The sequence below is a fragment of the Actinoplanes sp. NPDC019969 genome (genome assembly GCF_055562375.1).
Window position 1 is genome coordinate 395,350 of sequence record NZ_JBVHFK010000002.1, and the last position, 26,007, is coordinate 421,356.

Sequence of the window (26,007 nt, forward strand, 5' to 3'; positions counted from 1 at the left end):
CTCTCGTTCGCTGTCATCCGCTGAGGTAGTGGTAGGAGGGCCAGAGGGCGGGCCAGGGCTCCCGCCGGTCGCGGCAGATCGAGATGGCCATGCCCTGCTCGGCGTTGAGGACGCCGAGGCCGTTGTCCACCCGGGCCCGCTCCTCGCAGCGCCCGAAGCTGCGGCTCAGCACGGCGGGGTCGACGCCGATGACGACCGCGATGTCGGCCGAGTCCGGCGGTGGCCCGAACTTGTGCAGCTCGTTGTGGCCGCTGTAGTACGGCGGCAGCCCGTGTTCCGGGCCGTAGCGGTCCAGCGCGCCGCTCTCGCCGAGGTTGCCGGCGAGGATCACCGCCCGTTGCCGCTCCGCGTCCGGCAGGCTCCGGTAGACCCCGGCGACCTGGGCGGTGAGTTCCGGCCAGCCGACGCTCTCCAGGGACACGTTGTTCAGCGGCAGCACCGCCAGCGAGGTGGCCGGCAGGACCGGCAGCGCGATGATCGCGTTGAGCGCCGTGCTCACCACGAACACCGGCGCCAGCAGCGCCATCCGCCGGCGGCCCCGGTCCAGCCAGGCGTCGGTGCACACACACCCGGCGGCGAACAGCGGCACCAGGAAGCCGCCCACGTAGTCGGGGCGCCCGCCGCCGGACAGGGTGACGATCGAGGCGAGCAGGAAGGCCAGCGGAAGCGCCCGCAGCAGCCGCCACTCCGGCCGGCGCCACAGCCCGACCACCCCGGCGACCCAGATCGGCGTCAGGAGAAGACCGAGCAGCAACACCAGACTGGGTACGAAGATGATCCGGTTGACCGGGCCGTCGGTGGCGCCCAGGGCCTCCGCCATCTGCAGTTGCGGCAGATCGTGGGTGATCTGGTAGATCAGGTTCGGCGCGCCGATCACGGCGGCCAGCAGCACGCCCAGGTGCAGGCGGCGGTCGGCGAGCGCCCGCCGGGGCCCGGCCAGGGCCAGGGCCGCCAGCAGCGACACCGGCAGCAGCACCACGATGTACTTGGCGTACAGGGCCAGGCCGGTCACCGCCCCGGCGGCGAGCCACCAGCGGCTGTCGCCCTTCAGGGCACGGATCCCGAACAGCGCGATCGCGGCCCAGGCGACCAGGTCGAACGTGCTGGTCACCAGGATGTGCCCGTCGCTGAGGACGAGGACCGAGGTGCCCAGGCCGGCCGCGGTCAGCCACCTCGCGCGGCGGCTGCCGCCCAGTTCGGCGGTGATGGCGGTGCCGAGCAGCACCACAGCGCCCGCGCACAGGGCGGCCGGCACCCGGATCGCCCAGGCGGTGTCGCCGAACAGCAGCGACATGAGGTGGGCCACGATCGGCACCAGGGGCGGCTGGTCGGTGTAGCCCCAGGCGGGGCCACGCTCACCGAGCAGCCGGAAGTACAACTCGTCGACGTTGTAGCCGTATCTGTTGGACAGGGCGAGCAGCATCACCACCACGGCGCCGGCCACCGCGTACGGGAACCAACGGCCGGACTTGGGCGGCCCGCCGGTCACCGCGGTGACGGGCACCCGCTCAGCAACCGTCATGCGCATTCCTCTCTCGTGCCGGAATTTCTTCAGGCCTGGAGAGAGACGTGTCTCGATCGGCCCGCTACCACTGTCGAATAGGGGTGCGGGTTCGATCCATATGGTTGACTCGTCGACGAAGAACGCAGTTCGACAGGTGACGGCGAACCCCTACACGGCAGCGCCCGGGCCGAGGGCCCGGGCGCTGCCGTGAGCAGGTAGGGGTCAGGCGGGACGCGGCCCGTTCAGGGCCGCCGGGCGGCCGGACGCGAACCACAGGATGATGCCGATCCCCGGGGCCAGGACGACCAGCCAGATCCAGTTCCGGCGGGACCGCCGGCTCAGCGGGGCGCGGGAGATGCTGACCAGGGTGCTGCCGAACAGCAGCACGGCGGCGGCCAGCACAACGGTCCAGAAAGCGATGCCGCCGAGGGTCGCGGCGAGGGAGGGGGCAGCGAGTGCGGTCATCAGGAAAGCCCTTCGGGTCGTCGGCCGGCGCCTGTCTCGCGGCCGCTGCGGTGATGAGTTCATCGTGCCGTCCGGGGCACCCTCGGCGCGTCTGGCCGAGGTCGGAATCCGGGGTACGACCTGGGTCATACGGCGCAGCCGGCGGCGTACCCCGAAACGCTTTTCAATTGCTTCTCAGAATGCATTCTTCACGGGTGCGGATGCCGCCCGGAATACATAGGCTCTCGGGGTCACCCGCGCAGATAGGTCAGGACGGCGAGGACCCGCCGGTGGGTGTCCTCGGCCTGCGGCAGGTCCAGTTTGCTGAGGATGTTGCGGATGTGCTTGGCCACCGAGGCCTCCGCGACGGTCAGGGCCGACGCGATGGCGCTGTTCGACCGGCCCTCCGCGACCAGTGCCAGCACCTCCCGCTCCCGGGCGGTCAGCGCGTCGAGCGGGTCCCGGCGACGGCGCAGCATCTGCCGGACCACCTCGGGGTCGATGACCGTCCCGCCGGCCACCACCCGGTGCAGCGCATCGACGAACTCCTCGACGTGCCCGATCCGGTCCTTCAGCAGGTAGCCGACGTGCGTTCCGGCGCCGGCGTCCAGCAGTTCCGACGCGTAACGGGTCTCGACGTACTGGCTGAGCACCACGATCGGCAGGCCGGGCCGGCTGCGGCGGATCTCCAGAGCGGTCCGGAGGCCCTCGTCCTTGTGACCGGGAGGCATCCGTACGTCGGTCACCACCACATCCGGATCATGGCCGGTCACTGCCGCCCGGAGACCGTCGCTGTCACCCACCGCGGCGACCACCTCGTGACCGAACCGGGTCAGCAACCCCACCAGCCCGTCCCTCAGCAGGACGCTGTCCTCGGCCAGGACTACGCGGAGGGAACCACCGGACAAGAGATCTCCACGACTACTCGGGTCGGCCCGCCGGGCGGGCTGAACAGGGAGAGTCTGCCACCCACGACGGCGACCCGGTCGGCGAGCCGGGCCAGTCCGGTGCCCGCCTCGATGTCCGCGCCGCCGCGGCCGTCGTCGCGCACCTCCACGCTCAGGACGCCCCCGGCGTACCGGCCGGACACCCGTCCCCAATCCGCGCCGGAATGCTTGGCCATGTTCGCGAGGGCCTCCGCGACGGCGAAGTACGCGGCCGACTCCACCGGCGCGGGAAAACGCCCGCCGACGTCGAACGCCACGTCGACCCGGATCGCGGACCGGGTGGCCAGGTCGCTGATCGCCGCCTCCAGCCCGGAGTCGGTGAGCAGCGGCGGATGGATGCCGCGGATCAGCTCACGCAGTTCCACCAGCGCGTTCCCGGCCTCCTCCTGGGCCCGGGACAGCTGATCGGCCAGCGGGCCGGCCGGGGCGTCCAGACGCGCCATCCCGAGCATCATGGAGAGCGCCACCAGACGCTGCTGGGCACCGTCGTGCAGGTCCCGCTCGATCCGGCCGCGCTCGGCCTCGAACGCCTCGACCAGGCGCACCCGCGACCGGGTCAGCTCGACGACCTGCCCGGCGAGCCAGTCGCCGCGCGGGGTCAGGATCGCCCGGGCCAGCGCCGCCCGCAGCCCGGCGAGCAGGCCCAGCCCGTAGGCGGACACCGCCAGCGCGACCAGGCCGGCCGCGCAGGCGCCCCAGGCCGACGGCCAGGACGTCACGGCGTACGCCTTCAGGACGTTGATCTGCTCCGCGTCACCCAGCGTGCCGAACAGCGCCGGGGTGGCGATCAGCGCCGCCGGGACGGCACAGGCCAGCGTCACCGCCAGCAGATCGACCGGCCAGAGCAGCACGGCGCTCAGCGCCATCAGCCCGAACGCCCGCCAGGTGCCCGGTTCGGTGTACCGGGTGCGCAGCCACGCGCCGAGGCCGGGCCGGTCCGGGACGCGATGCCCGGGCGGCACCGGCCGGGCATCGATCAGCCGCAGCAGCCGGCGCTCCGGCACCGCCGTGACGAGCCCGATCAGCGGCAGGGCGGCCAGCAACGGCAGACCGATCACCACCACCGTCAGCACCCCGCCGGCGGCGATCAGCGCCAGCGCGGCCAGCAGCGCCAGCAGGCCCAGAACACCGCTCCCGAGCAGGTACGCCGCCGCGCGCCACGGCCACCAGCAGCACAGATAGCGGCGGGAGGCGAGCGCCTGCCAGACATCGCGTGCGCCCATCGGTCCACCGTAGAGGGCCGGTGGTACACCTGGCACTACCACGAAGACACCATCTGGCGGGGATGTCCGCGGCGCCCGCGCGGACCAGGCTCGACAGCATGACCCGTGACGCCATCCGGCTCCGCGACGTCGTCCGCACCTTCGGGTCCGGCGACGCGGCGACGACCGCCCTGCGCGACCTCACCCTCTCCTTCGCCGCGGGCACCTTCACCGCCGTCATGGGCCCGTCCGGTTCCGGCAAGTCGACGCTCCTGCAGTGCGCCGCCGGCCTGGACCGGCCCACCTCCGGCGCGGTGCTGCTCGGCGACACCGACCTGACCCGGCTCAGCGAGAACCGGCTCACCCGGCTGCGGCGCGAGCGCATCGGCTTCGTCTTCCAGGCCTTCAACCTGCTGCCCACGCTGACCGCCGAACAGAACGTGGCACTGCCGCTGCGGCTGGCCGGGCGCCGGCCGTCCCGTGCCGAGGTCCGGGACGTGCTGGCCCGGGTCGGGCTGGCCGACCGGGCCCGGCACCGGCCCGGTGAGATGTCCGGCGGCCAGCAGCAGCGCGTCGCCATCGCCCGCGCCCTGATCACCCGGCCCGAGGTGCTCTTCGGCGACGAGCCGACCGGCGCGCTCGACTCCACCACCGGCCGCGGGGTGCTGCGGATCCTGCGCGGCATGGTCGACGACGAGGGCCAGACCATCGTCATGGTCACCCACGATCCGGTCGCCGCGGCCCACGCCGACCGGGTCGTCTTCCTGGTCGACGGCCGGATCGACGGCAGCCTGGACGCCCCGTCCGCCGAGGCCGTCGCGGGCCGGATGACCAGGCTGGAGACCACCGCATGCTGACCGTCGCCCTGAGCGGCCTGCGGGACCGGTGGGCGAGCCTGGTCGCCACGTTCGCCGCGCTCGGCCTCGGGGCCGCCCTGATCGCGACGATGGGACTGGGGCTGGCCGCCACCCTGGAGGCGCCACGGCAACAGCCGGAACGGTTCGCCGGCGCGCCGGTCGTGGTCCGCGGCGCCGACGAGCTGCGGGTACCCACCCGCATCGGGGACCGGGTTCAGCCGCTGGCCCGCCCGCAGCCGGTGCCGGACGCCCTCGCCGCCCGGCTGGCCACCCTCGGCCCCACCGTCGCCGACCGGTCCTTCCCGGTCCGCGCCGAAAGCCATCCCGGCGCATCCGTCGGGCATCCGTGGTCGGTCGCGGGCTTCGGCGGGCACCGGCTCCTGGCCGGGCGGCCGCCGCGTGCGGACGGCGAGATCGCGATCGCGGGCGACCCGGCCCTGGCCGGGCACACGGTGGTGCTGCTGACACCGGCCGGGCGCGGCGCCTACCGGGTGGCCGGGGTGCTGGGCGGTGTCCCGTACGAGCAAGCGGTCTTCTTCAGTGACATCACCGCCCAGCGAATCGCACCCCGTATCGACAACCTCGTCGTCCAGGCGTCGCCGGAGGCCGTCCGCGCAGCGGTCGGCGATCTTCCCGGCATCCAGGTGCTCACCGGCGCGGACCGGCGCCGCGCCGACCCCGACCCGGACCGCGACCGGAACGCCCTGATCACCATGAACGCGCTGCTCGGCACCGCCGGCGGGGTGACCGCGTTCGTCTCGGTGTTCGTGATCGCCTCCACGTTCGCGTTCGCCGTCGCCCAGCGGCGCCGCGAGATCGGCCTGCTCCGGACCGTCGGCGCGACCCCGGGGCAGGTGCGGCGGAGCCTGTTCGCCGAGGCGGCGGTGGTCGGGGCGTTTGCCTCGGCCGCCGGATGCGTGCTCGGCTCCCACGGGGCGCCGTGGCTGGCCCGGGTCCTCGTCCGGGAACGCCTGGCGCCCGCCTGGTTCACCATCGGCGACCATCAGTGGCCCTACCACGTGGCGTTCTGGACCGGCCTGCTCGTCGCCCTCGCCGGGGTCGCCGTCGCGACCGTCCGGGCCGGCCGGATCCGCCCGGCGGAGGCGCTGCGCGAGGCGGCGGTGGACTCCCGCGCCATGACCCCCGGCCGGTGGATCTGCGGGGCCGGACTGCTCGCCATCGGCCTGGGCCTGCTCTGCCTGCGGCTGCTCGACGACCCGGGCGAGGTGCTGCACCGCAAGACCTACACCACCCAGCCGATGCTGCTGATCACCGCGATCGCGCTGCTGGCGCCGGTCCTGGCCGGTCCGGTGATCCGGTTGATCGCCCGGCTGCCGGGGGTCACCGGGATGCTCGTCCGGGCGTCCGCGACCGCCGGCCCGCGCCGCACCGCCGCCGTCGCCGCCCCCGTCCTGATCACCGTCGGGCTCGCGGGCTCCCTGCTCGGCGCCACGGCGACGATCAACACCGCGAAGGCTTCCGAGATCCGTACGCGGACCACCGCCGACCTGATCGTCGACGGCGCCGCCCTGTCCGGCCGCACGATCGCCGCCGTCCGGGCGATCCCCGGCGCGACGGTGACGGCCAGCGCCACGACCACCGTCCACACACTGGAGGACGGCGTCGCCCTGATCCGCTCGGAGGCCCGCGCCGTCGACCCGGCGCCCCCGGGACTGGACGACGACGGCATCGTCGTCAACGAGGAGTGGGCCGTGCACACCGTCGGGCAGCGGGTCCGGGTGTGGCTCGGCGACGGCACGGAACGTTCACTGCGGGTGGTCGCGGTGCTGCCCATCGGCACCGGCAGCAACGGCGTCTACGTGACCGGGCACAACGCCGGCGGCGCGGTGGTGGACCGGCTCGAGGTGTCCTGGCGGCCCGGCACGAACCCGGCAACCGGCGAGGCAGCCGTCCGCGCCGCCGTGTCGGACTCTCTCGCCCGGGTGTCGGCACGGGACGCCTGGCTGGCGGAGCGGCTGCCCGCGGACAGCCGGCAGACCCGGGCCGGGTATCTGATCGTGCTGGGTATCGCGCTCACCTACACCGGGATCGCCATCGCCAACACGATGGTGATGGCCACCGCCGACCGGGTCCGGGAACTGGCCGTGCTCCGCCTGGCCGGCGCGACGAAACGGCAGGTCCTGCTGCTGGTGGCCACCGAGTCGCTGGCGGTCGTGACGGCCGGCGCGCTCCTCGGCCTGTTGGCGACCGTGCTGAACCTGCTCGGCGTACGGGCCGCCCTGTCGCTTCTGTCCGCGGAGACGGCGTTCGTCGTACCGTGGCAGGTTCTGGGCCTGACGGCCGCCGCCTGCGCCGTCATCGCCCTCCTCGCCACCCTGGCGTCGGCAGCCGCCGCTCTCCGCACCCGCCCGTCAGCCCTGGCATGAATAGTATCGCGAGCGATACTATTCATGGAAAAAGTGTTGTCAGGGAAACTATTGCTGTCTCGCCCGAGGAGATCCTGTGGTCGCATTCGTCGGCAGAGAGCAGCAACTCGCCACACTCAACGCCCTTCTGGCGAACGTCGGCCCTGACGGTGACGACCCCTTGCCCGGTCAGTGCCTTCTCATCCGAGGACGGCGCCGCATCGGCAAGTCCAGCCTGGTCGAAGCGTTCGTCGACCGCGCAGCCGTGCCCGCGGTCTTCTTCACCGCGTCCGGCGCGTCCGCCGACATCGAGTTGGAGGCGCTCACCGAGGCGGTCCGGTCATCCACGCTGCCGGAGCGAGCCGTGTTCGAGGACGCGGCCCCCGGCAACTGGAGCGCCGCACTACGTCAGCTCGCCGGCATCCTGCCCGACGACCAGCCGAGTGTCGTGGTGATCGACGAGGTGCCGTACCTGGTCGATCGAGTGGACGCCTTCGAGGGAATCCTTCAGCGGTCCTGGGACCGGGAGCTGAGCCGCAAACCGGTCCTCCTCGTGCTGATCGGGTCGGACCTGTCGATGATGGAAGCGCTCGGCTCCTACGGCAGACCGTTTCACCAGCGCGGCACCGAAATGGTCCTCGGGCCGCTCAACCCGGCGGAGGTCGGTGAGATGCTCCGGCTGGATCCGGCCGAGGCCTTCGACGCGGCCCTGGTGACCGGCGGCCTTCCCCTGATCTGCGCCGGCTGGCGGCCCGGCGCCGACCTCTGGCAGTTCCTCGCCGCCGAGCTGGCCAATCCGGTGTCACCACTTCTGGTGTCGGCCGAGCGGTCCCTCGCCGCGGAGTTCCCCGACTCCGCGATGGGCCGGACGGTCCTGTCCGCGATCGGAAGCGGCGAGCGGACGTTCACGAACATCGCCCGCGCCGCCGGGAACATCTCGCATTCGACGCTGACGCGCGCCACCCAGGTGCTCGTCGACAAGCGCATCGTCGCGGCGGAACTGCCGATCTCCACCACCGCCTCGAAGGAGCGACGCTATCGGGTCACCGACCCGTACCTGCGCTTTTGGCTGACCTTCGTCGCACCCCACCTGGCCGAGATCGAACGCTTGCGAGGCGATCTCACCCTGCAACGCGTCAAGGCCGGGTGGACCACATGGCGTGGGCGGGCGGTGGAACCGCTGCTCCGGGAGTCCCTGGCCCGCCTGCTTCCGGACGGCGCTCTGCCCGCCGCCCCGGCGATCGGCTCCTATTGGACACGATCCAACAGCATCGAGATCGACATCATCGGCGCCGACCGCGAACCCGTGGCGAAACGCCTGCTCTTCCTCGGCTCGATCAAGTGGCTGGAGAACGCGGCCTTCGACGACCACGATCTGGTGGCGCTGCAACGGCATCGCTCAGCCATCACCCACGACGCCGTCCCCCTGATGGCCCTGAGCCGCAGCGGCGTAACGGCCACCGGCCTGAACGCCACCTACGGCCCGGACGAACTGCTGCGGGCATGGAGCCGTCGTTACTAGACCGTTACGACGGTTCGGCAGCGGTCTGCCGTACCATCAGCCCGCTGATAGGGATGGATGGGACGGAAATGGGTCAAGGCATGACGCGTATCGGGCGGCGATGGATGGCAGGAGCCACGGTGACGGCCGCCGTCGCGAGCGGAATGGCGCTGTCGACCGGCAACGCCCGGTCGGCGGAGACCGACCACGCCGCGCACCAGGCGCTCGCCGCGACCGCCTCGGCCGCCCAGGTGACCGTCGGATCCGGCCGGGTCGCGCTGAACCAGCCCGCCGACCCCTTCCTGGCCAAGATCCGCCCGGCCGCGAACGCCCACCTGACCGGCATGTACTCGTCCCAGGTGGCCTGGCCGCTGATCGGCATCCACATGGCCCTGCTGCCCAACGGGCACGTGGTCAGCTACGGCACCCCGCCGGGCCAGGCGAAGCAGGGCGGCTTCTCCTACGACGACTGGAACCCGGCCGCCGGCACCGGCACCGGCGCGCACCGCCAGACAGCGTCCATGCATTCGTACGACGCCTTCTGCAACTCGCTGGAGCGGCTGCCCGACGGCCGGCTGCTGATGGTGGGCGGCAACTCCACCACCGCGACCATGCTCTACGACCCGGCCACCGGGCAGCAGAGCATGGGCGCACAGCTGAACCGCCAGCGGTGGTACGCCTCGGTGCTGCGCCTGCCCGACGACCGGATGCTCGCCCTCGGCGGCGGCAACTCCTACAACGTCAACGCGTTCCGGACCCCGGACGACAACTCGGCCGTCGCCACCACTCCCGAGATCAGCACCGGCACCGGCGCGTGGACCAGGCTGACCGGCGCGGACAGCACGATGGCGTTCGGCGCCCGCGACAACCGCTGGTGGTACCCGCGGGCGTACGTCGCCCCCGACGGCAACGTCTTCGGCGTCTCGTACGACCGGATGTGGAAACTCGACCCGTCCGGGACCGGCCGGGTCACCGCGCTCGGCACGCTGCCCGTCCCGATCGGCGCGTCCGGCTCCTCGGTGATGTACGCGCCCGGCAAGCTCCTGTTCGCCGGCGGCGGTCAGTACAACAACGAGAGCAGCCAGGTCGCCACCGCGCGGGCCACCCTCGTCGACATCAACGGCGCGACCCCGGCGACCGCCGCGACCAGCTCGATGCGGCTGGCCCGCAACTGGCTCAACCTGACGGTCCTGCCCAACGGCGAGGTGCTCGCCAACGGCGGCACCCGGGTCGGCACCCAGGGCGGCGCGGCCAACGCGGCGTACGACTCGGAGATCTGGAATCCGGCCACCGGCAAGTGGCGCGACGCCGCCAAGGCGCAGCGGATCCGCACCTACCACTCCGCCGCGGTGCTGATGCCCAGCGGCTCGGTGCTGACCGCGGGCGGCGGCGTGCCCGGACCGGAGGACAACTTCAACGCCGAGGTCTACTACCCGCCGTACCTGTTCGCCAAGGGCGCCGACGGGCGGGTGCGCTGGGCGAACCGGCCGCAGATCACCGGCATCAGCGGATCGCTGGCCTACGGCGGCGCCGTCTCGCTCGGGCTCTCCGACACCCGGAAACTGACCTCGCTGTCACTGATCCGGGCCACCAGCGTCACCCACTCGTACAACACCGATCAGCGTCGTGTCCCGCTGGCGTTCCGCCAGACCGGCGCCACCGTGACCGCCACGATGCCGGCGAACGCGAAACTGCTCCCGCCCGGGGCGTACCTGCTCTCCGGCGTGGACGCCAACGGTGTGCCGACGCCGGCGCAGATGGTCACGATCAAACGGTCCGGCGCCGGCACGGTCACCGTGTACGAGAAGGACCGCACCGCCGCCGACCTCACCGGCCCGGCCGCGAAGGTGCGGTTCCCGTTCACCGACGGCTACCTCAAAGCCGGCCAGACCCTGCGAGTCGACGCCACCGACCCGCGCGGCGTCGCCGGCACCGAACTGTGGATCAACGGCAAGCGCCAGCCGTCGCTGCGCTGGGACCCGGCCGCGAAGGACGGCCCGGCCACGATGACCGTCCGGGCCTACGACTCCCTGAACAACCTCACCCAGATCACCCGCCGGGTCGTCGTCGACAACCGCGCGCCGGCCCTGCGCATCACCAGCGCGCCGGCGAACAACACGAAACTGCGTAAGCAGGTGACCATCACCGCGTCGGCCACGGACACGTACGGCGTCGTCCGGGTCGACCTGCTGGTGAACAACAAGGTCGTTGCCTTCGACGGCACGGCCCCCTACCAGCTGACGCTGAACCCGGCCAAGTACGGCACGACGTTCACGGTGCGGCTGCGCACCTTCGACCGCGCCGGAAACATCACCTATACCCCGACCCGAACGTACCGCCGCTGATTCCCGACGCGGTCCTTCTACCTCTTGGGCTGCATGTTCCGCGTGAGTTCCGCCGCGCCGGCATCGGCGAGTGCGGACCTCTCCACGGAGAACGGTCCCGAGATGTTGGACACGATGGACGGTCGCCGGAGGCTCTCGATGACCCGGGTTATGTCACGTAGCGCGTTCGCCACTTGCTGCTCCTGGGAGTAGGTGTCCCGTTCCAGGGCGCTGATGGCGGTCGTGATCTTCGCGGCGACGTCGGCGGTCGTCCGGCCCTCGATACTGAACCGGGTGATCGCGTTCTTCGCCTCCTTGTCCGGGACGAGCCCCTGCGCGATGGTGCCGCCGGCGTCCAGCATCAGCGCCAGACCGATGCCCCAGCCGGCGACGAACGGGCCGAGCGTGGTGCCAACCGCAACCGCCGCGATGGTCGCCCATTTCGCTGCGTCCGCGTCCATCTCGTTGTCGAGGTTCTGAGTCGCGGAGAGCGACGCGTCGAGCAGATCCAGCGCCGATTGCCACCGCTGGATGTAGATGACCTTGTTGCAGGTGAGCTGCTCCTGGACCAGCTGAGCCAGGTTTCGCTGGTTCGGGAGAACGGTGGCCAGTGGCGTCACGAAATGATCGATGAAGTTGTCGGTGAACGACCCTGGAGCGTCTGCTGGACCAACGCAGCACGGAGTTGCTCCGCTTTGCCGGTCAGTGCTGAGACGTAAGCGTTTCCGACGAGGTGGGCCGGAGTCCGGGCCAGGTTGCTCATGCTTCCGTCATCTCGGCTCGTTGTTCCAGGAGCCGTAAGGCATGCCGGGATAGTCGGTGGCCCAGCCGGCCGGCGGGTTGGCGAGAGGATCGTCGGCGTTGTGGTTCACAGGATCCCGGAGATAGTCGTTGAGCAGATCGGCATTGCTCTGGTCGGCTTCCTCGAAGGCCTTCGCGGCGTTCATCACCCCACGGCCGGTGTCGAGGACGGTGGTGCCGAGCCGTTCCATCATCAGCTGCATCTCGACGCGCAGTTCCTCCCAGGCCGCGCCGACCGAACTCGTCAGGAACGACGATCCCGGATAGGCGGCCTCGTTGGCCCGGAAGGCGCGGCTGGTACTTCCGGTGGCGTTGCCGCCGAGCATGCGATTCGCGTCGTAGAACACGTCGGCGATGCGTGGTAGATGGACCTCACCGACGCGCCAGAGCACATACAGGTCGCCTCCGGTCACCTCAGGCATGATCCGCTCCAGTCTCTGTTCTCGGGTGGGATTCGGGCCGCCGGCGACGCACCCACCAGCCTCCGATGAGCAGTGCGGCCGACATCGCCACAGCGCCGACGACGTACGGCCACCACGACCGGTTGTGCTCCGGTGCCGGCTCGCCGCCGGCTGCCGGGGTGATTCGCGTGGCCAGAACGCGATTGGCAGCGTTGTCCACCACGTAGAGCGGACCGTCCGGTGCTGCAGCAGCGGCAGCCCAGAGGATCGGCTGCTGTGCCGGGGCGAAGGTCACGACGGTACTGACGTGGTTGTCAGGGGTCAGCCGGCGGACGACACGTGCCTGCTGGTCGACGACGTAGATTCCGTCACGACCCGCGGAAACTGTCGCGACACTGCCCACAGGCTCGGTGACCTTGGCGAGGGTTCCGGCTCTGAGCCGAAGCAGCGAGGAGGCGCTGCTGATCCACAGATCGCCACCGGTGTCGGCCGCGATACCCGTGACCGGTCCGACCGGTGTCTCGGTCGCGGGGCCACTCGAACCTGTCACCGATCCGCCCATGCCACCGGCGGCCAGGCGTACCGATCCGTCCGGGCCGAGGGCGATGATCTGGTGGTTCGAGCGATCCGCGATGTACAGGGTGCCGTCCGGGGCGACGGCCAAACCGCTCGGTGCGCCCATCGGTGACGGCAGAACCCCGTTCCCCGTGCTCGCGTCGGCACGCATCGAAACGGTGCCGTCGGGTGCGAGCGCATACACCCGGATGGTGCCCCCATCGGCGATGAACACCGTCCCGTCCCGGCCGACCGCCAGGTCGTTGGGGAAAGCGAGCGGCACGTCCGTGGCCGTAGCGTCAGCCGTCGGCGCGGGTGCGTCCGTGCCGTCCCGCCCGGTCCCCGCGACCGTGCGGACGACGCCGTCGGTACCGATCGCACGCACCAGGTGGTTACCGCTGTCGCTCACGTACACGGTGCCGTCCGGGCCGACAGCGACTCCGGTCGGGTTGTTCATCGGGCTCTGGCCGGCCGGAACGTCCTCTACCGCGGCCCCGCGCTCACCGCTGCCGGCCATCACCGTGATGTCCGCGCCGACCGACGCCTCGGGGGATGCCACGGCCTCTGATGGTGCCGCCAGACCGGCGACGACCATCGCGGCGGCCGCAACCGTCACCGTCCGTCGTGCCGTGGCCGGATTCCTGAGCTTCATGCCCTATCGGTACGCCGGCATCAATCGATCCGGTTCACGGCGTCGGCTCGATGACGCAAGGGGTGAACATCCGGGCGTCTTCCACCGAAGAGACCAGCCCTGGCTCCGCCGGGTGCTGGTGCATCAGCACCCGGCGGAAAAGCCCACTTGAGGAGCCGACGGGCCATGACGATCCGCTGCACCTGGTTGGTGCCCCCATAAATCGCGGGCATCTACGAATTTTCGTGGTCAAGAACAGGGCCGACTGTCTACAGTCGGCCCTGCATTGGAAGTACTCTGACCTGCGGAAACTCGCTTCTCTCAGCCCTTCAGCAGCTGCCGCGCCATGACGATGCGCTGCACCTGGTTGGTGCCCTCGTAGATCTGGGTGATCTTGGCGTCGCGCATCATCCGCTCGACCGGGTAGTCGCGGGTGTAGCCGTACCCGCCCAGGATCTGCACCGCGTCGGTGGTGATCTCCATGGCGGCGTCGGAGGCGAAGCACTTCGCCGCCGCGCCGAAGTAGGTCAGGTCGGCGTCGCCGCGTTCGCTCTTGCCGGCGGCGGCGTACGTGAGCTGCCGCGCCGCCTCCAGCTTCATGCCCATGTCGGCGAGCATGAACTGCAGGCCCTGGAAGTCGGCGATCGACTTGCCGAACTGCTTGCGCTCCTTGGCGTACGCCAGGGCGAAGTCGAGCGCCCCCTGCGCGATGCCGATGGCCTGCGCGGCGATGGTGACCCGGGTGTGGTCGAGGGTCTGCATGGCGGTGGCGAAGCCGGTGCCCTCGTCGCCGATCATCCGGTCGGCGGGGATGCGTACGTTGTCGAAATAGACCTCGCGGGTCGGGGAGCCCTTGATGCCGAGCTTCTTCTCCGGCGCGCCGAAGCTGACGCCCTCGTCGGACTTCTCCACCACGAAGGCGGAGATGCCGCGGGAGCGGGCGGCCGGGTCGGTGACCGCGAAGACGGTGTAGAACTCGGAGACCCCGGCGTTGGTGATCCAGCGCTTCACGCCGTTGAGCACCCAGTGGTCGCCGTCGCGGACGGCCTTGGTGGTCATCGACGCGGCGTCGGAGCCGGCTTCGGGTTCGGACAGACAGTAGGAGAACATCCCCTGCCCGGACGCCACCTTCGGCAGGTACCGCTGTTTGAGGTCCTCGGAGGCCGACAGGATCAGCGGCAGGCTGCCGAGCTTGTTGACCGCGGGGATCAGCGAGGACGACGCGCAGGCGCGGGCCACCTCTTCGATCACGATCGCGGTGGCGAGTGCGTCCGCTCCGGCGCCGCCGTACTCCACCGGGATGTGCGGGGCGTGGAAGTCGGCGGAGCGGAGGGCGTCGTACGACGCCTTGGGGAACTCGCCGGTCTCGTCGGCCTCGGCGGCGTGCGGGGCGACCCGCGCGTCGCAGATCTCGCGCACGGCGGCGCGGATCGTCTCGTGGTCCTCCGGAAGACGGTAGACGTCGAAGTCAGCCATGCCCTTAACCTTCCCTAAGCCGGTCCCGCCGCAATGTTACCGGCGCGTAGCGTGGCCCGGGCAACAGAGGCCCACTGTGCCGAATATCGCCGCTCGTTCGTGGGCATGCTGGGAAACTGCCGGGTTCGGGGTCGTTTCCACAGATCTCCACCCGCTTGAGACTGTTCTAATGAGGTGTCGTAGCGGCATGCTCTAACTACGGAGAGCGGCTGGTCTAGGAGGTTCTGTGGCGACGGCTGACGAGCCCGATCACCTTGAGGAACAACTGGCTCGCATCGACGCCTCCATAGCGGACCTGAAGATCAGGGACATGCAGGCCGCGACGGAGCGCACCCAGATCGCCAGCAAGCTCCAGGCCGCCAAGTTCCAGCGGGACATCCTCGCGCACGCGCAGAAGCAGAAGGAGGAGAAAGGGGCGAAGAGCCGGCGCTCGGTACGCCGTAAGCCACCGGCCGACTTCCCCCCTCCTCCGCCTCCCGGCTCGCCGCACGCCGCCCGGGAGGACCAGGAGCCGCACCCCCGGAAACGGCAGCCGGCGCCACCCGACTGGGCCGAGCCCGGCACCGCGTACACCGGCCCGCCCCGGGATCCCGGCGGCCCGCCCGGCGCCGCCACCGACGGTGTGACGGTGCTGGTCGACGATCCGCCGCCGACCGAGCGGGTGGGCCCGCCGCCGACACGCCGGCCACCGCTGGCGACCATGGAGCACCCGCCGGAGGCCTCCACCCAGTCGGTGCAGAACATCCTGCTGGCTCTGGGCGCCCTGCTGCTCGGGGTGGCGGCCGTGGTCTTCGCCGGGGTGGCGGTCACCAACCCGTTCGGCCGTTCGATGATCCTGGCGCTGGCCACCGGCATCGCCCTGTCGGCGGCGCCCGGCGTGGCGAAGCGGGGACTGACCTCGACCGGCGAGACGATCGCCGCGATCGGGCTGGTCCTGCTGCCGATGACGCTGTACGCGCTGCACGACACCCCGCTGACCGGCGGTGACGTCCCGACAGCGCTCTACCTGGGTGTCACGTTCGCGATCACCGCGGTGGCCGCGTTCCTGTACGCCGGTGTGACGCGGCTGGCCGCCCCGCGGTACGCGACGGTGATCGCGACGCAGCCGGTCGCGCCGCTCCTGGCGTACCCGATGATCCAGAGCCCGGCCGGCTGGGGCCTCGCGCTGACCGCCGTGGCCGTGCTGGACCTGCTGTTGCTGACCACGGTGATCCGCAGTGGGCGGCTGGTGCCGCGCTGGCCGCTGGGCCGGCCGGTGGCCGCCGACCGGGAGTCGCTGGCGGAGGCGGACGCCGACGGCGAGCGGTTCGCGCGGCGCGAGGGCGCGCCCGACCCGGCGGACCCCGCGGCGTACGCGCCCGACGCCCCGCCCCGCCCGGAGTCCCGCCCGGAGGAACCGGACCTGATCATCCCGGGGCTGAACCGGCCCCGCCGCCGCTGGTCACCGACCCGGATCTTCCCCGGCCCGCGTCCGGAGGGCGCCCCGCCGGCCGGTTCGATGCCGCTGGCACCGCCCGCCTCCCCGCCGTCCGCCGACTGGCTGCGTGAGCTGACGTTCGCCCTGCTCTGTTTCGCGTCCGCGGGCGCGCTGCTCTACTCCTCGGTGGCGCTGCTGCAGGCGCGGACGGTGGCCGACGCGGTGCGGTCCGGCCTGATCCTGGTCGCGGCCGCGGTCACCGCTGTCGCCGCCGCCCGCCTGCTGCGCCAGCCGCTGGCCATGAACGTGGCCGGGGGCGTGCTCACCATCGCGGTGATCGGCGCGATGGCCCGGATCGCCGGTGTGATGTCGCCGCACTGGGGTGTGGTGGTCGCCGCCGCGACGGTCGCCGTGACCGGCGCGGTGGTCGGCATGCTCGCCGAGCCGGTGCGCCGCGGCCCGCAGTACGCGTCGACCGGCGCGCTCGCCCTGATCGGCCTGGTCGTCGGGGTGGACGCGCTACGTGCCGCGATCGCCCCGGTCGGCGCGGCCCGCCCGGTGTGGGATGCCGACACCGCGGCGTACGCCCAGAAACTCGCCGACGCCGTCGGTCCCGCCGGGTGGCTGCTGGCGTTCAGCGCCCTGTTGATGACGATCGCCGCAGCTCTCGCGCTGCCCGCCGCTATCCGCCGGGAGGGCGCGGTGGCGGGTATCGCCCTGACCGCCCTGGCCGTGCCCGCCTCGCTGGGCCTGCCCTGGTCGGAGGCGCCGTGGCCGCTGGTGCTGGCGTCGATCGGCCTGGGCGCCGCGGGCCTGTGGGCGGACACCAAACGGATCGCGGTCACCCATGTGGCCGCGGCCGGGGTGGTCGGCCTGTTCGGCGCGTGTGCCGCGCTGAGCGCCTCCTGGCTGACGGCGGCGGTGCTGACCGCGCTGGCCGGCGCCGGGGTGATGGTGGCGATCGCGGCCCGGCAGCTGCCGGTGCGGCTGTTCGCCTGGGTGGTCGGTGACTGGGCGTCCGGCGCCGCCGCTCTGGCCGTTCCGGGCGCCGCGGTGACCGCGGCGCTGGCCGTCTCGGACCCGGGCGGCGGCCCGCCGCCGAACGCGGGTTCGACGGTTCCGGCTCTCGCGGCCGGGTTCCTCGCGGTCGCCGGCACGCTGAGCTACGCGGCGGTCTTCCAGGTGGCCCGCCGGGAGATCAGCCTGCCGATGACGATCGGGACCGGGCTGGGCGCGGTGGCGATGGCGCTGGCGGCGCTGTTCGCCCCGGGCGCCACGGCGCCGGACGTGTGGGTGGGCGCGCTGCTGCTCGGCGCGGCCGGGCTGCTGTTCTTCGCCAAGTCGATCGACAGCCGGGGGCGTACCGACCGGGTGCTGGACGGCCCGGACATCGCCGCGGCGGCCGCGACCGTGGCGATCTGCGGCGCGCTCGCCCGGGTCGCCGCGCTGGCCTTCCCGTCCGCCCCGCTGGCTGTCGCCGGGGTGATGGTGCTGCTGGTCGGCATGGGTGTCACGGTTCTGCCGGACGACTGGCGGCCGGGCCCGGCCCGGGGTCTGGCGGTGGCCGCGCTGGTGGTCGGCGCGATCGCCGGCTGGCAGGCGGTGGTCGGCGGGCTGAAGGTGCTGGCGCTGCCCGGCAAGCTGTGGGAGGCCCAGCTCGGCGCCTACCCCGCGGCCGCGCCGGAGGGCGCCTGGCAGGCCCCGTTCGCCCTGGTGATGGTGGCGATCACGGCCGCGATCGCGATGCCGCGCCCCTGGTCACCCTATGCGTCCGGGTTCGCGGCGGCGCTCGCTGCCATCGGTACGCCGTACGCCCTCGGCCTGCCCTGGTGGTCCCCGCTGATCGTGGGCAGCGCGGTGGCGATCGCCTACGCCCTGGCCGCCGTCGCTGCGACCGAGCCGCACGCCGCCCGGGCCCGTGCCGGGGTCGCTGCCGTGGTGCTGCTGCACGCCACCTCGGCGGGCCTGGCCCGGCCCTGGTCGACGGCCCTGGCCCTGCTGGTGATCGTCCTGCTGGGGACGCTGGTCGCGGCCGCCGCCCGGATCCCGTCCCGGGCTCCGGCCACCAGTTTCGACGACACCGCCGAGATCACGGCGGAGCGGATCCTGCCCACCTACCGTGCCCAGATCGGCGGCGCGGCCACCGGTTCGGTGCTGCTGGCGCTGCCGGGTTTCCTGGCCGCGCTGTCCGCCGGGCAGGGACACGACGCCCAGGTGATCCTCACCGCCGCGCTGGCCGGTTCCACGCTGGGCCTGGCGATCCTGGCCGCGGTCGGCAAGTATCTCCCGCAGTACCTGCCCTGGGCCACCATCGGCGTGGTCCTCGGCGCCTCGACCACCGCGCTGGCCTGCATGACCACCGAACACCCCACGGCGCTGTACGCGGCCGCCGCCGCCCTGGTCGGGGTGCTGGCCGAGATGCTGCGCGGCTCGGTTCCGCCGCCGCCGTCGGTGCCCCGGGTGGCGCCGTTCGACAACGGCCCGCCGCACAGCCGGTACGCCCGGATCCGCCGGACCGGCTGGGGTGAGCGCTGGCTCGCCGACCCCGCCACCGGCGCCGTGATGCTGGCCCTGCTGCCCACCGTGCTGGCGCTGTTCTCCCTGGCCCCGGCGTTGAAGGCGGCCCTGCTCGACCCGTTGCAGCAGCTCAGCGCGATCTGGAAGGGCCCGGTCGCGGCCCTGGCCGCCCCGGCCGCCGGTAACGTCGACGGCACCAGCGCTCTGGCTGCCGTCCTGCTCACCGGGGCCGCCGCGCTCGCCGCGATCGGTTTCGGCGGCAAGGCGTCCGAGGCGGTGCCGGTGATCCTGCCCGGTGTCGCGCTGACCCTGCTGATCACCCCGATCGCCGTGCACGCCCCGTTCCCGGCGGCGACCGGCGCGGCGCTGATCGTCTTCACCATCTCGATGCTGGGCCTGGCGCTGACCCCGCCGCCGATCGCCACCCGGGCCCCGCTGCTGCGGACCACCCGGACCGTCGTCTTCGTGGTCGGCCTGCTGGCCGGTGGCGCGGGGCTGGCGGGCAGCCTGGCCGACAAGACGATGACGCTGTTCACGCTGGGCTGCGCGGTCGGTGTCGGGCTGGTCGCCGGGCTCAACGGGCGGACCCAGATGGCCCGGCTGCTGGGCTGGCTGTTCGCGGCCCTGATGGGTCAGATGTTCGTGCTCGCGGTGTCGATCGCGGCCGGTCTGGAGCGGCACTGGGCGGCGTTCGGGGTGCTGGCCGTCGGCGCGGTGTTGTTGTCGCTGGAGGCGTTGCTGCCGCGGCTGGGGCTGGCGCAGTACCGGCCGGAGGCGGTCACCGTGGAGTGGAGCGGTTACGCGTCGGCGGCGATCGCCGGGGTGCTGGCGTTCCAGTCGCCGGTGCACCTGGCGGCGCTGCTCGCGGCGTGGGGTGCGGTGCTCGGCCTGACCGCGTCCCGGCCGGACCGGAACCCGAGCCAGCGGCGGACGCTGTTCTGGGTGGCGGTCGGGTTCGAGATCGCCGGTTGGTGGCTGTTCATCTCGCTGAACGAGGTGGGGCTGCCGGAGGCGTACACGCTTCCGTTCGCGGCGCTGGCGCTCGCGGTCGGCGTGGTGGAGGCGCATCACCGGTCGGATCTGAGCAGCTGGGCGGCGTACGGCCCGGCGCTCCTGGCCGCGTTCGTGCCGACGATGGGCATCATCCTGACCGGCAACGGCGGTGACCTGCGGGCGGTGCTGCTGCTGCTCGGGGCGGTGCTCACGCTGATCATCGGGTCGCGGACCCGGCAGCAGGCGCCGGTGGTGGTCGGCACGGTCGCGACGGTGGTGGCGGCGCTGGCGTTCGCGTTCACCGTCGGCGGCCCGTGGCTGATGCTGGTGCCGGTCGGCGTGGTCCTGCTGTTCCTCGGCGCCTCCAGCGAGAACCGCCGCCGTACCCAGGAGTTCCTGTCCCGGATGCGGTGACTTCGGTGTGTTGATTTCGGCCGCGTAGCGCGCCCGAAATCAACACACCGGAAAGCCGCGAGAACCGGATCGCCGATCGCTGCGTCCTTACCCTGCGTGGAAGTGGAAGCAGACTCCGACGACGCGGCGCTACGCCGGATCGCGGCCGGTGACCGGGCCGCGTTCCAGGCGTTCTATCAGGCGCATTCGCCCTGGCTGGCTGCCCGCCTGCGCCGCCGCTGCGCCGATCCGGAGCTGGCCGCCGAGCTGTTGCAGGAGACGTTCCTGTCGGTGTGGCGGGTGGCGGCGAGCTACCGGGGTGGCGCGGAGGCGGCCGGCTGGCTCTGGTCGATCGCGCTCAGCCGGCTGATCGACTCGCAGCGGCGGGCCGCGGTCCGGCCGCGCACTGTCGAGACGTCCGGCGACGAGGTCCACGGCCGCCATCCGTCGGCCGAGGACGAGGCGCTCACCCGGGTCTGGGACACCGCGGTGATCGACGCTCTGCGGCGGCTCTCCCCCGAACTGCGCGCGGTGTTGCAGGCGACGGTGCTGGACGGGTTGAGCGTCCGGGAGGCCGCCGTCCTGCTCGGCGTGCCGGAGGGAACGGTGAAGACCCGCGCGATGCGGGCACGACGTCAGCTGCGGGAGGCACTGTCATGACCGAGTTCCATGTCGCGGACGCCGACCTGCGGGCCTGGGCCGAGGACCGGCTGGACGATCCGGCCGCCTGGTCGGTGGAGGCGCATCTGGACGACTGCGGGGCCTGCCGGGCGCGGGTGCCGGCCACCCCGCTGGTCCCGCCGGCGCCGATGGACCTGCCGGTGCAGGGCCGAGTACGCGCGGCCACCCCGGCCCGCCGGATCCGGATGCTGATCGGGGCCGGCCCGCAGGCGCGGATCGCCTGGTTCTCGGCGGTGCTGGTGACGGTGGCGCTGGCCTGGGCCACCGCGGTCCGGCCGGACGACGCCGAACCGAACCGGCTGCTGCTCCTGGTCGCCCCGCTGCTGCCGGTGCTCGGCACCTACGTGTCCTACGGGCCGCGCACGGATCCGCTGGGTGAGCTCGTGGCGTCGACGGCGTACGGCGGCCTCCGCATCGTCCTGTGGCGCACCCTCTCGGTCCTCGCCGTCTCGCTGCCGGTGGCGGTGGTCAGCGGCCTGGCGTCCGGCCTGGGCGAACCGGCGGTGTGGCTGCTGCCGTGCACCGTCCTGACCGCGCTGACCCTGGCGCTGACCACGTTCACCGGCCCGGCGGTCGCCGCGGCGGTGGTCGGCGGCGGCTGGGCCCTGCTGGTCACCGTCGCCGGCGCCTCCGCCGAGCTGGTGGAACGCGCCTTCACCCCGGCCTGGCTGGCCGTTCTCACGGCGGCCGTCCTGGTCGTCACCCTTCGCAAGAACCGACGAGAGGCTTACCGGTGACGGTCGCGGTCGAGGAGTTGACGGTCCGCTACGGCAAGCGGGTCGTGTTGAGCGAGCTTGATCTGGTGCTGGGCGCGGGGGTGCACGGCCTGCTCGGGCCGAACGGCGCGGGCAAGACCACGCTGATGCGGGTGCTGGCCACGGTGGCCCAGCCGGACCGTGGGGTGGTGCGTCTGCTGGGTTCACCGATCCGGGACGAGAAGGCGCTGCGTACGGTCCGCCGACAGCTCGGTTACCTGCCGCAGACCTTCGGGTTCTACCCGCGGTTCACGGTTCGCGAGTTCGTCGAGTACTTCGCCTGGCTCAAGGAGATCCCGGCGGCCCGGATCCCGGTCGCGGTGGACCGGGCGATGGAACGGGTCGGCCTGCTGGACCGGGCCGACGATCGGATGAGGACGCTGTCCGGTGGCATGCTGCGCCGGGCCGGCATCGCGCAGGCGATCGTCAACGACCCGCGGCTGCTGCTGCTCGACGAGCCGACGGCGGGTCTGGACCCGGAGCAGCGGGTGGAGTTCCGGGCGCTGCTCCGGGAGCTCGGGATGGACGCGTGTGTGCTGGTCAGCACGCATCTGGTGGAGGACGTCGCGATGGCGTGCGAGGGGGTCAGCCTGGTCGACGGGGGCAGGCTGGTCTTCACCGGGACGCCGGAGGCGCTCGCCGCGGCGGGCGGCTCCGGCGACGCCGGGGACTCCGCGATCGAACGCGGCTACACCTCGGTGCTGAGGGCGGCCCGCGGATGATCGCGGGAGCCGAGCTGAGGCGGGGCGTCCCCGTGCTGACCGGCCTGCTGGCGGCGGTCGCGATGACCGTGATGCTGGACGTGCACCAGCAGCTGTGGGCGGGGCGGTGGAACGAGCTGGCGACCTATCTGCGGACCTGTCTGCTGGTCCTGTGCCCACTGTTCGCCGCCGCCGGGGCATGGCAGGGCGGCCGGGAACGCCGGGCGAAGATCGAGGAGCTGCTGTCGAGCACGCCACGGCCGGTCTGGCAGCCGCTGGTGGTCTCGTGGGCGGCGGTGACGCTGGGCGGGATCGCCGGGCTGGCGGTGCCGCTGGCCGGGGCGGCGATCCTGGTCGCGCGGCAGGCCACGTACCTCGGCTCCGGCGGGGTGGGGACGCTCCTGGTGGGCCTGATCGCGCTCGGCACGGCGTCGGCGTTCGGTTTCCTGGTCGGGCGGCTGGCGCCGGTCCGGGTGCTGGCCCCGGTCACCGCCCTGTTCGTGTACGTGCTCCTCGGCACCCTGGTCAACGTCGAGCCGGAGCCGTTCTCCCCGGTGATCGACTTCTACCGGACCGGTGACGTCTGGTCGCCCGGCTTCCACGCCTGGCAGGCCGGCTGGCTGACCGCGCTGGCCGCGGTTTTGCTGCTGCTGGCGGCCCGGCGATGGCGGGCCGCCGCGGTCCCGGCGGTGCTCGCGGCCGTCCTGGCGGTGGTGGCGCCGTCGGCTGTTCCGTCCGCCGACCCGGGCGCCCGTGCCCTGGTGTGTACCGACCGTTCGCTCCAGGTGTGCGTGACCAGGGCGAACGCGTTCCTGCTGGACGAGGTGGCCACCGCTCTGGAGCCCGGCCTGGTCCGCCTGGCGGGGGTGCCCGGCGCGCCGTCCCGGGCCGTGGACGAGCTGGCCGCGCCCACCGGGCCGGAGGTCATGCCGGTTTCGTTGAGCGGGCAGGCCACCGTGTCCGGCGGGCTGGCCGAGGAGAGCTGGCTGTGGTCCGACTTCGGGCGGCTGTTCTCCCCGGATCACTGCGCCCAGCCGTTCAGCGAACCGGCGTGGGCGGTGACCGGCACGGCCACGGACTGGCTCGTCACCGGGACGCTCACCGGCCGGACCGAGCCGGAGCAGCGGGAATGGGTCGGGGAGGTGCTGGCCGCGGTCCGCGCCTGCGACGAGGTCAGGATCTCCGCACTGGGGGACCCGGCATGATCCGGCTGCACCTGCGGGCCCGTGGGGTGCCGTTGTTCGCCGCCGGGCTGCTGCTGCTCGCGGTGGTCACCGCGGTCGCGGCGCGATGGCTGAACCGGCAGCCGGACAGCGGGGCCACCCTGCCGGTGGTCACGCTCGCCCCGCTGGTCGCGGCGCTGCTGCTGGGCCCGACCCTGGCCGGGGCGGACGATCCGCTGGAGCGGGCGGCGGCGGTGCGGTGGCCGTACCTCAGAGCCGCTCATCTGATCGTCGCAGCGGCCGTGATCGGCGCCGTCCTGGCCGTGGCGGGACAGTCGGGCGCCCCAATCCGCACCACGCTCGGCTGTGTCGGGCTGGTGGCCGCGGCCGCGTCGCTGATCGGGGCCCGGCTGGCCTGGATGCCCACGCTCGGTTACGTCGCGGTGGCCTACGCCGTCAGCCGGCACGGGAACGCGGACGTCGCGGAGATCTGGGCGTGGCCGGCGGTGCTGGCCGTCTTCACGGCCGGCACCGTCCTCTACGTGTCACGTGGGGCCAGGAACTAGCCCATCAGCTTGTCGCGCAGCGCCGCGTCCTTCTCGGCGACCATCTTCTCCAGGCCCTTCTGGAAGTCCGTCATCCGCTGCCGCAGCGCCGGATCGGACGACCCGAGGATGCGGACCGCGAGCAGGCCGGCGTTGCGCGCCCCACCGATCGACACGGTCGCCACCGGCACCCCGGCCGGCATCTGCACGATCGACAGCAGCGAGTCCATCCCGTCCAGGTGCTTCAGCGGCACCGGGACGCCGATCACCGGCAGCGGCGTCAGCGCGGCGACCATGCCCGGCAGGTGCGCGGCGCCACCGGCCCCGGCGATGATCGCCTTGATGCCACGGTCGGCGGCCGACTCGGCGTAGTCCACCATCTTCCGCACGGTCCGGTGCGCGGAGACCACCCCGACCTCGAACCGCACGTCGAACTCGGCGAGGGCGACAGCGGCCGCCTCCATGGTGGGCCAGTCGGAGTCGCTGCCCATGATGATGCCGACGGAGGGGCCCATCTACACGCCTTCCTGAAGCCACTTCGCGGCCCGCACGGCACGCGCCCGAACATCGGAGAGTTCCTCGCCGAGCACCGTGACGTGCCCGATCTTGCGGCCCGGCCGGACCTGCTTGCCGTACAGGTGCACCCGCGCGCCCGGATCCGTCGCGAACAGGTGGTGCAGCCGCTCGTCGATCGAGATCCCGCCCGGCTCGCCGCCCAGCACGTTCGCCATCACCACGACCGGCGCGGTCAGCGCGGTCGAGCCCATCGGATAGTCCAGGACGGCCCGCAGATGCTGCTCGAACTGCGAGGTCCGGGCTCCCTCGATGGTCCAGTGACCGGAGTTGTGCGGGCGCATGGCCAGCTCGTTCACCACGATGCCGGCGTCGGTCTCGAACAGCTCGACCGCCAGCAGGCCGACCACGCCGAGTTCGTTGGCCAGGTCGATGGCGAGCTGCTGCGCCGCCAGGGCCCGCTCCTCGGACAGGTCCGGCGCGGGCGCGATCACCTCGACGCAGATCCCGTCCCGCTGCACGGTCTCCACCACCGGGTAGACCGCCACCTGCCCGAACGGCGACCGCGCCACCTGCACGGCCAGCTCGCGCCGAAGCGGCACCTTCTCCTCGGCGATCAGCGAGATGCCGGTCGACACGAGATCGTCGGCGGCCTCCCGGGACCCGACCATCCAGACGCCACGGCCGTCGTACCCCCCGCGGGTGGCCTTGGCCACCACCGGCCAGGACCCTTGCGCGAACGCCTCGATCTCCGCGCCGCTGCTGACCCGCGCCCATCGTGGAACCGGCGCCCCGAGAGCCGCGAGCCGCTCCCGCATCATGCCCTTGTCCTGGGCGAACACCAGCGCCTTCGACCCCGGGAAGATCTTCACCCCCTCGGCCTCGAGCGCCTCGATGTGCTCGGTCGGCACATGCTCGTGGTCGAAGGTGACGGCGTCGCACCCCTTCGCGAACTCGCGCAGCGCCGCGAGGTCGACGTGGGTGCCGATCGGCACGTCCGCCGCGACGAGCGCGGCACTGTCATCGGGCTTCTCACTGAGCACACGCAGTGACTGGCCGAGAGAAATGGCAGCCTGGTGGGTCATCCGGGCCAACTGCCCGCCCCCCACCATGCCGACTACAGGCAGACCGGTTCGGGTATCCATCGCCCGACCAGCCTAGCGACGCCCCAGCCCAACCCCGAAATCAACCCCTTTTCCGCGGTACGTGCCACACCTCACACAACCGCACCCCGCCCGCCCCCGGCCTCCGGCCGCTTCCGCCGGTTCCTCCATCTCCCGTCCGTGACCACCCGTCCCGCCCACACGGGTCAACCCCCGG

Annotated in this window: 20 protein-coding genes; 10 read left to right on the forward strand and 10 right to left on the reverse strand. The window is 72.5% G+C overall.

Going from position 1 to position 26,007, the window contains the following annotated elements; all coding sequences use genetic code 11:
- Positions 1–13: 13 nt before the first annotated feature.
- The 4 genes from ACZ3II_RS08325 to ACZ3II_RS08340 form a co-directional block, all read right to left on the reverse strand.
- Entirely contained in the window at positions 14–1,522 is a 1,509-nt protein-coding gene (locus ACZ3II_RS08325) for a glycosyltransferase family 39 protein (RefSeq protein WP_465516932.1), read from the reverse strand.
- A 204-nt stretch (positions 1,523–1,726) separates the two neighbouring features.
- A complete protein-coding gene (locus tag ACZ3II_RS08330; RefSeq protein WP_465516933.1) occupies positions 1,727–1,969 on the reverse strand; it encodes a hypothetical protein in 243 nt (80 codons plus the stop codon).
- Positions 1,970–2,199: 230 nt separating this feature from the next.
- Positions 2,200–2,856, reverse strand: a complete 657-nt coding sequence (locus ACZ3II_RS08335) for a response regulator (protein WP_465516934.1) — start codon at positions 2,854–2,856, stop codon at positions 2,200–2,202.
- Positions 2,832–4,118 (reverse strand): sensor histidine kinase, encoded by a 1,287-nt coding sequence (locus ACZ3II_RS08340; protein ID WP_465516935.1) that lies wholly within the window; start codon positions 4,116–4,118, stop codon positions 2,832–2,834. Before ACZ3II_RS08340 ends, ACZ3II_RS08335 begins: the two co-directional genes overlap by 25 nt.
- A 98-nt stretch (positions 4,119–4,216) precedes the next feature.
- On the opposite strand from ACZ3II_RS08340, the gene ACZ3II_RS08345 reads away from it, so the two are divergent.
- The 4 genes from ACZ3II_RS08345 to ACZ3II_RS08360 all read left to right on the forward strand — a co-directional run bounded on the left by ACZ3II_RS08345 (position 4,217) and on the right by ACZ3II_RS08360 (position 11,166).
- Positions 4,217–4,954, forward strand: a complete 738-nt coding sequence (locus tag ACZ3II_RS08345) for an ABC transporter ATP-binding protein (RefSeq protein ID WP_465516936.1) — start codon at positions 4,217–4,219, stop codon at positions 4,952–4,954.
- Positions 4,948–7,341 carry an ABC transporter permease gene (locus tag ACZ3II_RS08350; RefSeq protein WP_465516937.1) on the forward strand — a complete coding sequence of 798 codons (2,394 nt, stop codon included), beginning with the start codon at positions 4,948–4,950 and terminating at the stop codon, positions 7,339–7,341. The genes ACZ3II_RS08345 and ACZ3II_RS08350 overlap by 7 nt, the downstream gene beginning before the upstream one ends.
- A gap of 76 nt (positions 7,342–7,417) precedes the next feature.
- Positions 7,418–8,842: an ATP-binding protein gene (locus ACZ3II_RS08355; RefSeq protein ID WP_465516938.1), complete on the forward strand. Its 1,425-nt coding sequence runs from the start codon at positions 7,418–7,420 to the stop codon at positions 8,840–8,842.
- Between the two features lie 119 nt (positions 8,843–8,961).
- Positions 8,962–11,166, forward strand: coding sequence for a galactose oxidase-like domain-containing protein (locus ACZ3II_RS08360; protein WP_465516939.1), 2,205 nt, complete (start codon positions 8,962–8,964; stop codon positions 11,164–11,166).
- Positions 11,167–11,183: 17 nt separating this feature from the next.
- On the opposite strand, the gene ACZ3II_RS08365 is transcribed toward ACZ3II_RS08360, so the two are convergent.
- From ACZ3II_RS08365 to ACZ3II_RS08380, 4 genes are all read right to left on the reverse strand, one after another.
- Complete coding sequence (locus ACZ3II_RS08365) at positions 11,184–11,765, reverse strand: hypothetical protein (RefSeq protein WP_465516940.1); 582 nt, start codon at positions 11,763–11,765, stop codon at positions 11,184–11,186.
- 150 nt (positions 11,766–11,915) lie between these two features.
- Positions 11,916–12,368 carry a hypothetical protein gene (locus ACZ3II_RS08370; RefSeq protein ID WP_465516941.1) on the reverse strand — a complete coding sequence of 151 codons (453 nt, stop codon included), beginning with the start codon at positions 12,366–12,368 and terminating at the stop codon, positions 11,916–11,918.
- The gene (locus tag ACZ3II_RS08375) at positions 12,361–13,461 is read right to left on the reverse strand and encodes an NHL repeat-containing protein (protein ID WP_465516942.1); all 1,101 of its coding nucleotides are present in this window, start codon (positions 13,459–13,461) and stop codon (positions 12,361–12,363) included. The genes ACZ3II_RS08370 and ACZ3II_RS08375 overlap by 8 nt, the downstream gene beginning before the upstream one ends.
- Before the next feature lie 393 nt (positions 13,462–13,854).
- Positions 13,855–15,009, reverse strand: a complete 1,155-nt coding sequence (locus ACZ3II_RS08380) for an acyl-CoA dehydrogenase family protein (RefSeq protein ID WP_465516943.1) — start codon at positions 15,007–15,009, stop codon at positions 13,855–13,857.
- Positions 15,010–15,319: 310 nt separating this feature from the next.
- Here ACZ3II_RS08380 and ACZ3II_RS08385 point away from each other — a divergent pair, with 310 nt between their 5' ends.
- From ACZ3II_RS08385 to ACZ3II_RS08410, 6 genes are all read left to right on the forward strand, one after another.
- A complete protein-coding gene (locus ACZ3II_RS08385) occupies positions 15,320–20,350 on the forward strand; it encodes an SCO7613 C-terminal domain-containing membrane protein (RefSeq protein WP_465516944.1) in 5,031 nt (1,676 codons plus the stop codon).
- Between the two features lie 102 nt (positions 20,351–20,452).
- Complete coding sequence (locus ACZ3II_RS08390; RefSeq protein ID WP_465516945.1) at positions 20,453–20,989, forward strand: RNA polymerase sigma factor; 537 nt, start codon at positions 20,453–20,455, stop codon at positions 20,987–20,989.
- Positions 20,986–21,747, forward strand: coding sequence for a zf-HC2 domain-containing protein (locus ACZ3II_RS08395; protein WP_465516946.1), 762 nt, complete (start codon positions 20,986–20,988; stop codon positions 21,745–21,747). Before ACZ3II_RS08390 ends, ACZ3II_RS08395 begins: the two co-directional genes overlap by 4 nt.
- Positions 21,744–22,487 (forward strand): ABC transporter ATP-binding protein, encoded by a 744-nt coding sequence (locus tag ACZ3II_RS08400; RefSeq protein WP_465516947.1) that lies wholly within the window; start codon positions 21,744–21,746, stop codon positions 22,485–22,487. Before ACZ3II_RS08395 ends, ACZ3II_RS08400 begins: the two co-directional genes overlap by 4 nt.
- On the forward strand, positions 22,484–23,671 hold the full coding sequence (locus tag ACZ3II_RS08405) for a hypothetical protein (RefSeq protein ID WP_465516948.1): 1,188 nt from the start codon (positions 22,484–22,486) through the stop codon (positions 23,669–23,671). Before ACZ3II_RS08400 ends, ACZ3II_RS08405 begins: the two co-directional genes overlap by 4 nt.
- Positions 23,668–24,195 (forward strand): hypothetical protein, encoded by a 528-nt coding sequence (locus ACZ3II_RS08410; RefSeq protein ID WP_465516949.1) that lies wholly within the window; start codon positions 23,668–23,670, stop codon positions 24,193–24,195. The genes ACZ3II_RS08405 and ACZ3II_RS08410 overlap by 4 nt, the downstream gene beginning before the upstream one ends.
- Here the strand turns inward: ACZ3II_RS08410 and purE are convergent.
- Both purE and ACZ3II_RS08420 read right to left on the reverse strand, forming a co-directional pair.
- Entirely contained in the window at positions 24,192–24,689 is a 498-nt protein-coding gene (gene purE / locus ACZ3II_RS08415) for a 5-(carboxyamino)imidazole ribonucleotide mutase (RefSeq protein ID WP_465516950.1), read from the reverse strand. The two genes, ACZ3II_RS08410 and purE, sit on opposite strands and share 4 nt — an antisense overlap.
- Positions 24,690–25,832, reverse strand: a complete 1,143-nt coding sequence (locus ACZ3II_RS08420; RefSeq protein ID WP_465516951.1) for a 5-(carboxyamino)imidazole ribonucleotide synthase — start codon at positions 25,830–25,832, stop codon at positions 24,690–24,692.
- Positions 25,833–26,007 lie beyond the last annotated feature (175 nt).

Excerpts from the sequence above, each read along its gene's own strand:
- ACZ3II_RS08325 (WP_465516932.1), bottom strand. The coding sequence starts at position 1,522 with ATGACGGTTGCTGAGCGGGTGCCCGTCACCGCGGTGACCGGCGGGCCG.
- ACZ3II_RS08330 (WP_465516933.1), bottom strand. The coding sequence starts at position 1,969 with ATGACCGCACTCGCTGCCCCCTCCCTCGCCGCGACCCTCGGCGGCATC.
- ACZ3II_RS08340 (WP_465516935.1), bottom strand. The coding sequence starts at position 4,118 with ATGGGCGCACGCGATGTCTGGCAGGCGCTCGCCTCCCGCCGCTATCTG.
- ACZ3II_RS08345 (WP_465516936.1), top strand. The coding sequence starts at position 4,217 with ATGACCCGTGACGCCATCCGGCTCCGCGACGTCGTCCGCACCTTCGGG.
- ACZ3II_RS08350 (WP_465516937.1), top strand. The coding sequence starts at position 4,948 with ATGCTGACCGTCGCCCTGAGCGGCCTGCGGGACCGGTGGGCGAGCCTG.
- ACZ3II_RS08370 (WP_465516941.1), bottom strand. The coding sequence starts at position 12,368 with ATGCCTGAGGTGACCGGAGGCGACCTGTATGTGCTCTGGCGCGTCGGT.
- ACZ3II_RS08380 (WP_465516943.1), bottom strand. The coding sequence starts at position 15,009 with ATGGCTGACTTCGACGTCTACCGTCTTCCGGAGGACCACGAGACGATC.
- ACZ3II_RS08385 (WP_465516944.1), top strand. The coding sequence starts at position 15,320 with ATGCAGGCCGCGACGGAGCGCACCCAGATCGCCAGCAAGCTCCAGGCC.
- ACZ3II_RS08395 (WP_465516946.1), top strand. The coding sequence starts at position 20,986 with ATGACCGAGTTCCATGTCGCGGACGCCGACCTGCGGGCCTGGGCCGAG.
- ACZ3II_RS08405 (WP_465516948.1), top strand. The coding sequence starts at position 22,484 with ATGATCGCGGGAGCCGAGCTGAGGCGGGGCGTCCCCGTGCTGACCGGC.
- ACZ3II_RS08410 (WP_465516949.1), top strand. The coding sequence starts at position 23,668 with ATGATCCGGCTGCACCTGCGGGCCCGTGGGGTGCCGTTGTTCGCCGCC.
- purE (WP_465516950.1), bottom strand. The coding sequence starts at position 24,689 with ATGGGCCCCTCCGTCGGCATCATCATGGGCAGCGACTCCGACTGGCCC.
- ACZ3II_RS08420 (WP_465516951.1), bottom strand. The coding sequence starts at position 25,832 with ATGGATACCCGAACCGGTCTGCCTGTAGTCGGCATGGTGGGGGGCGGG.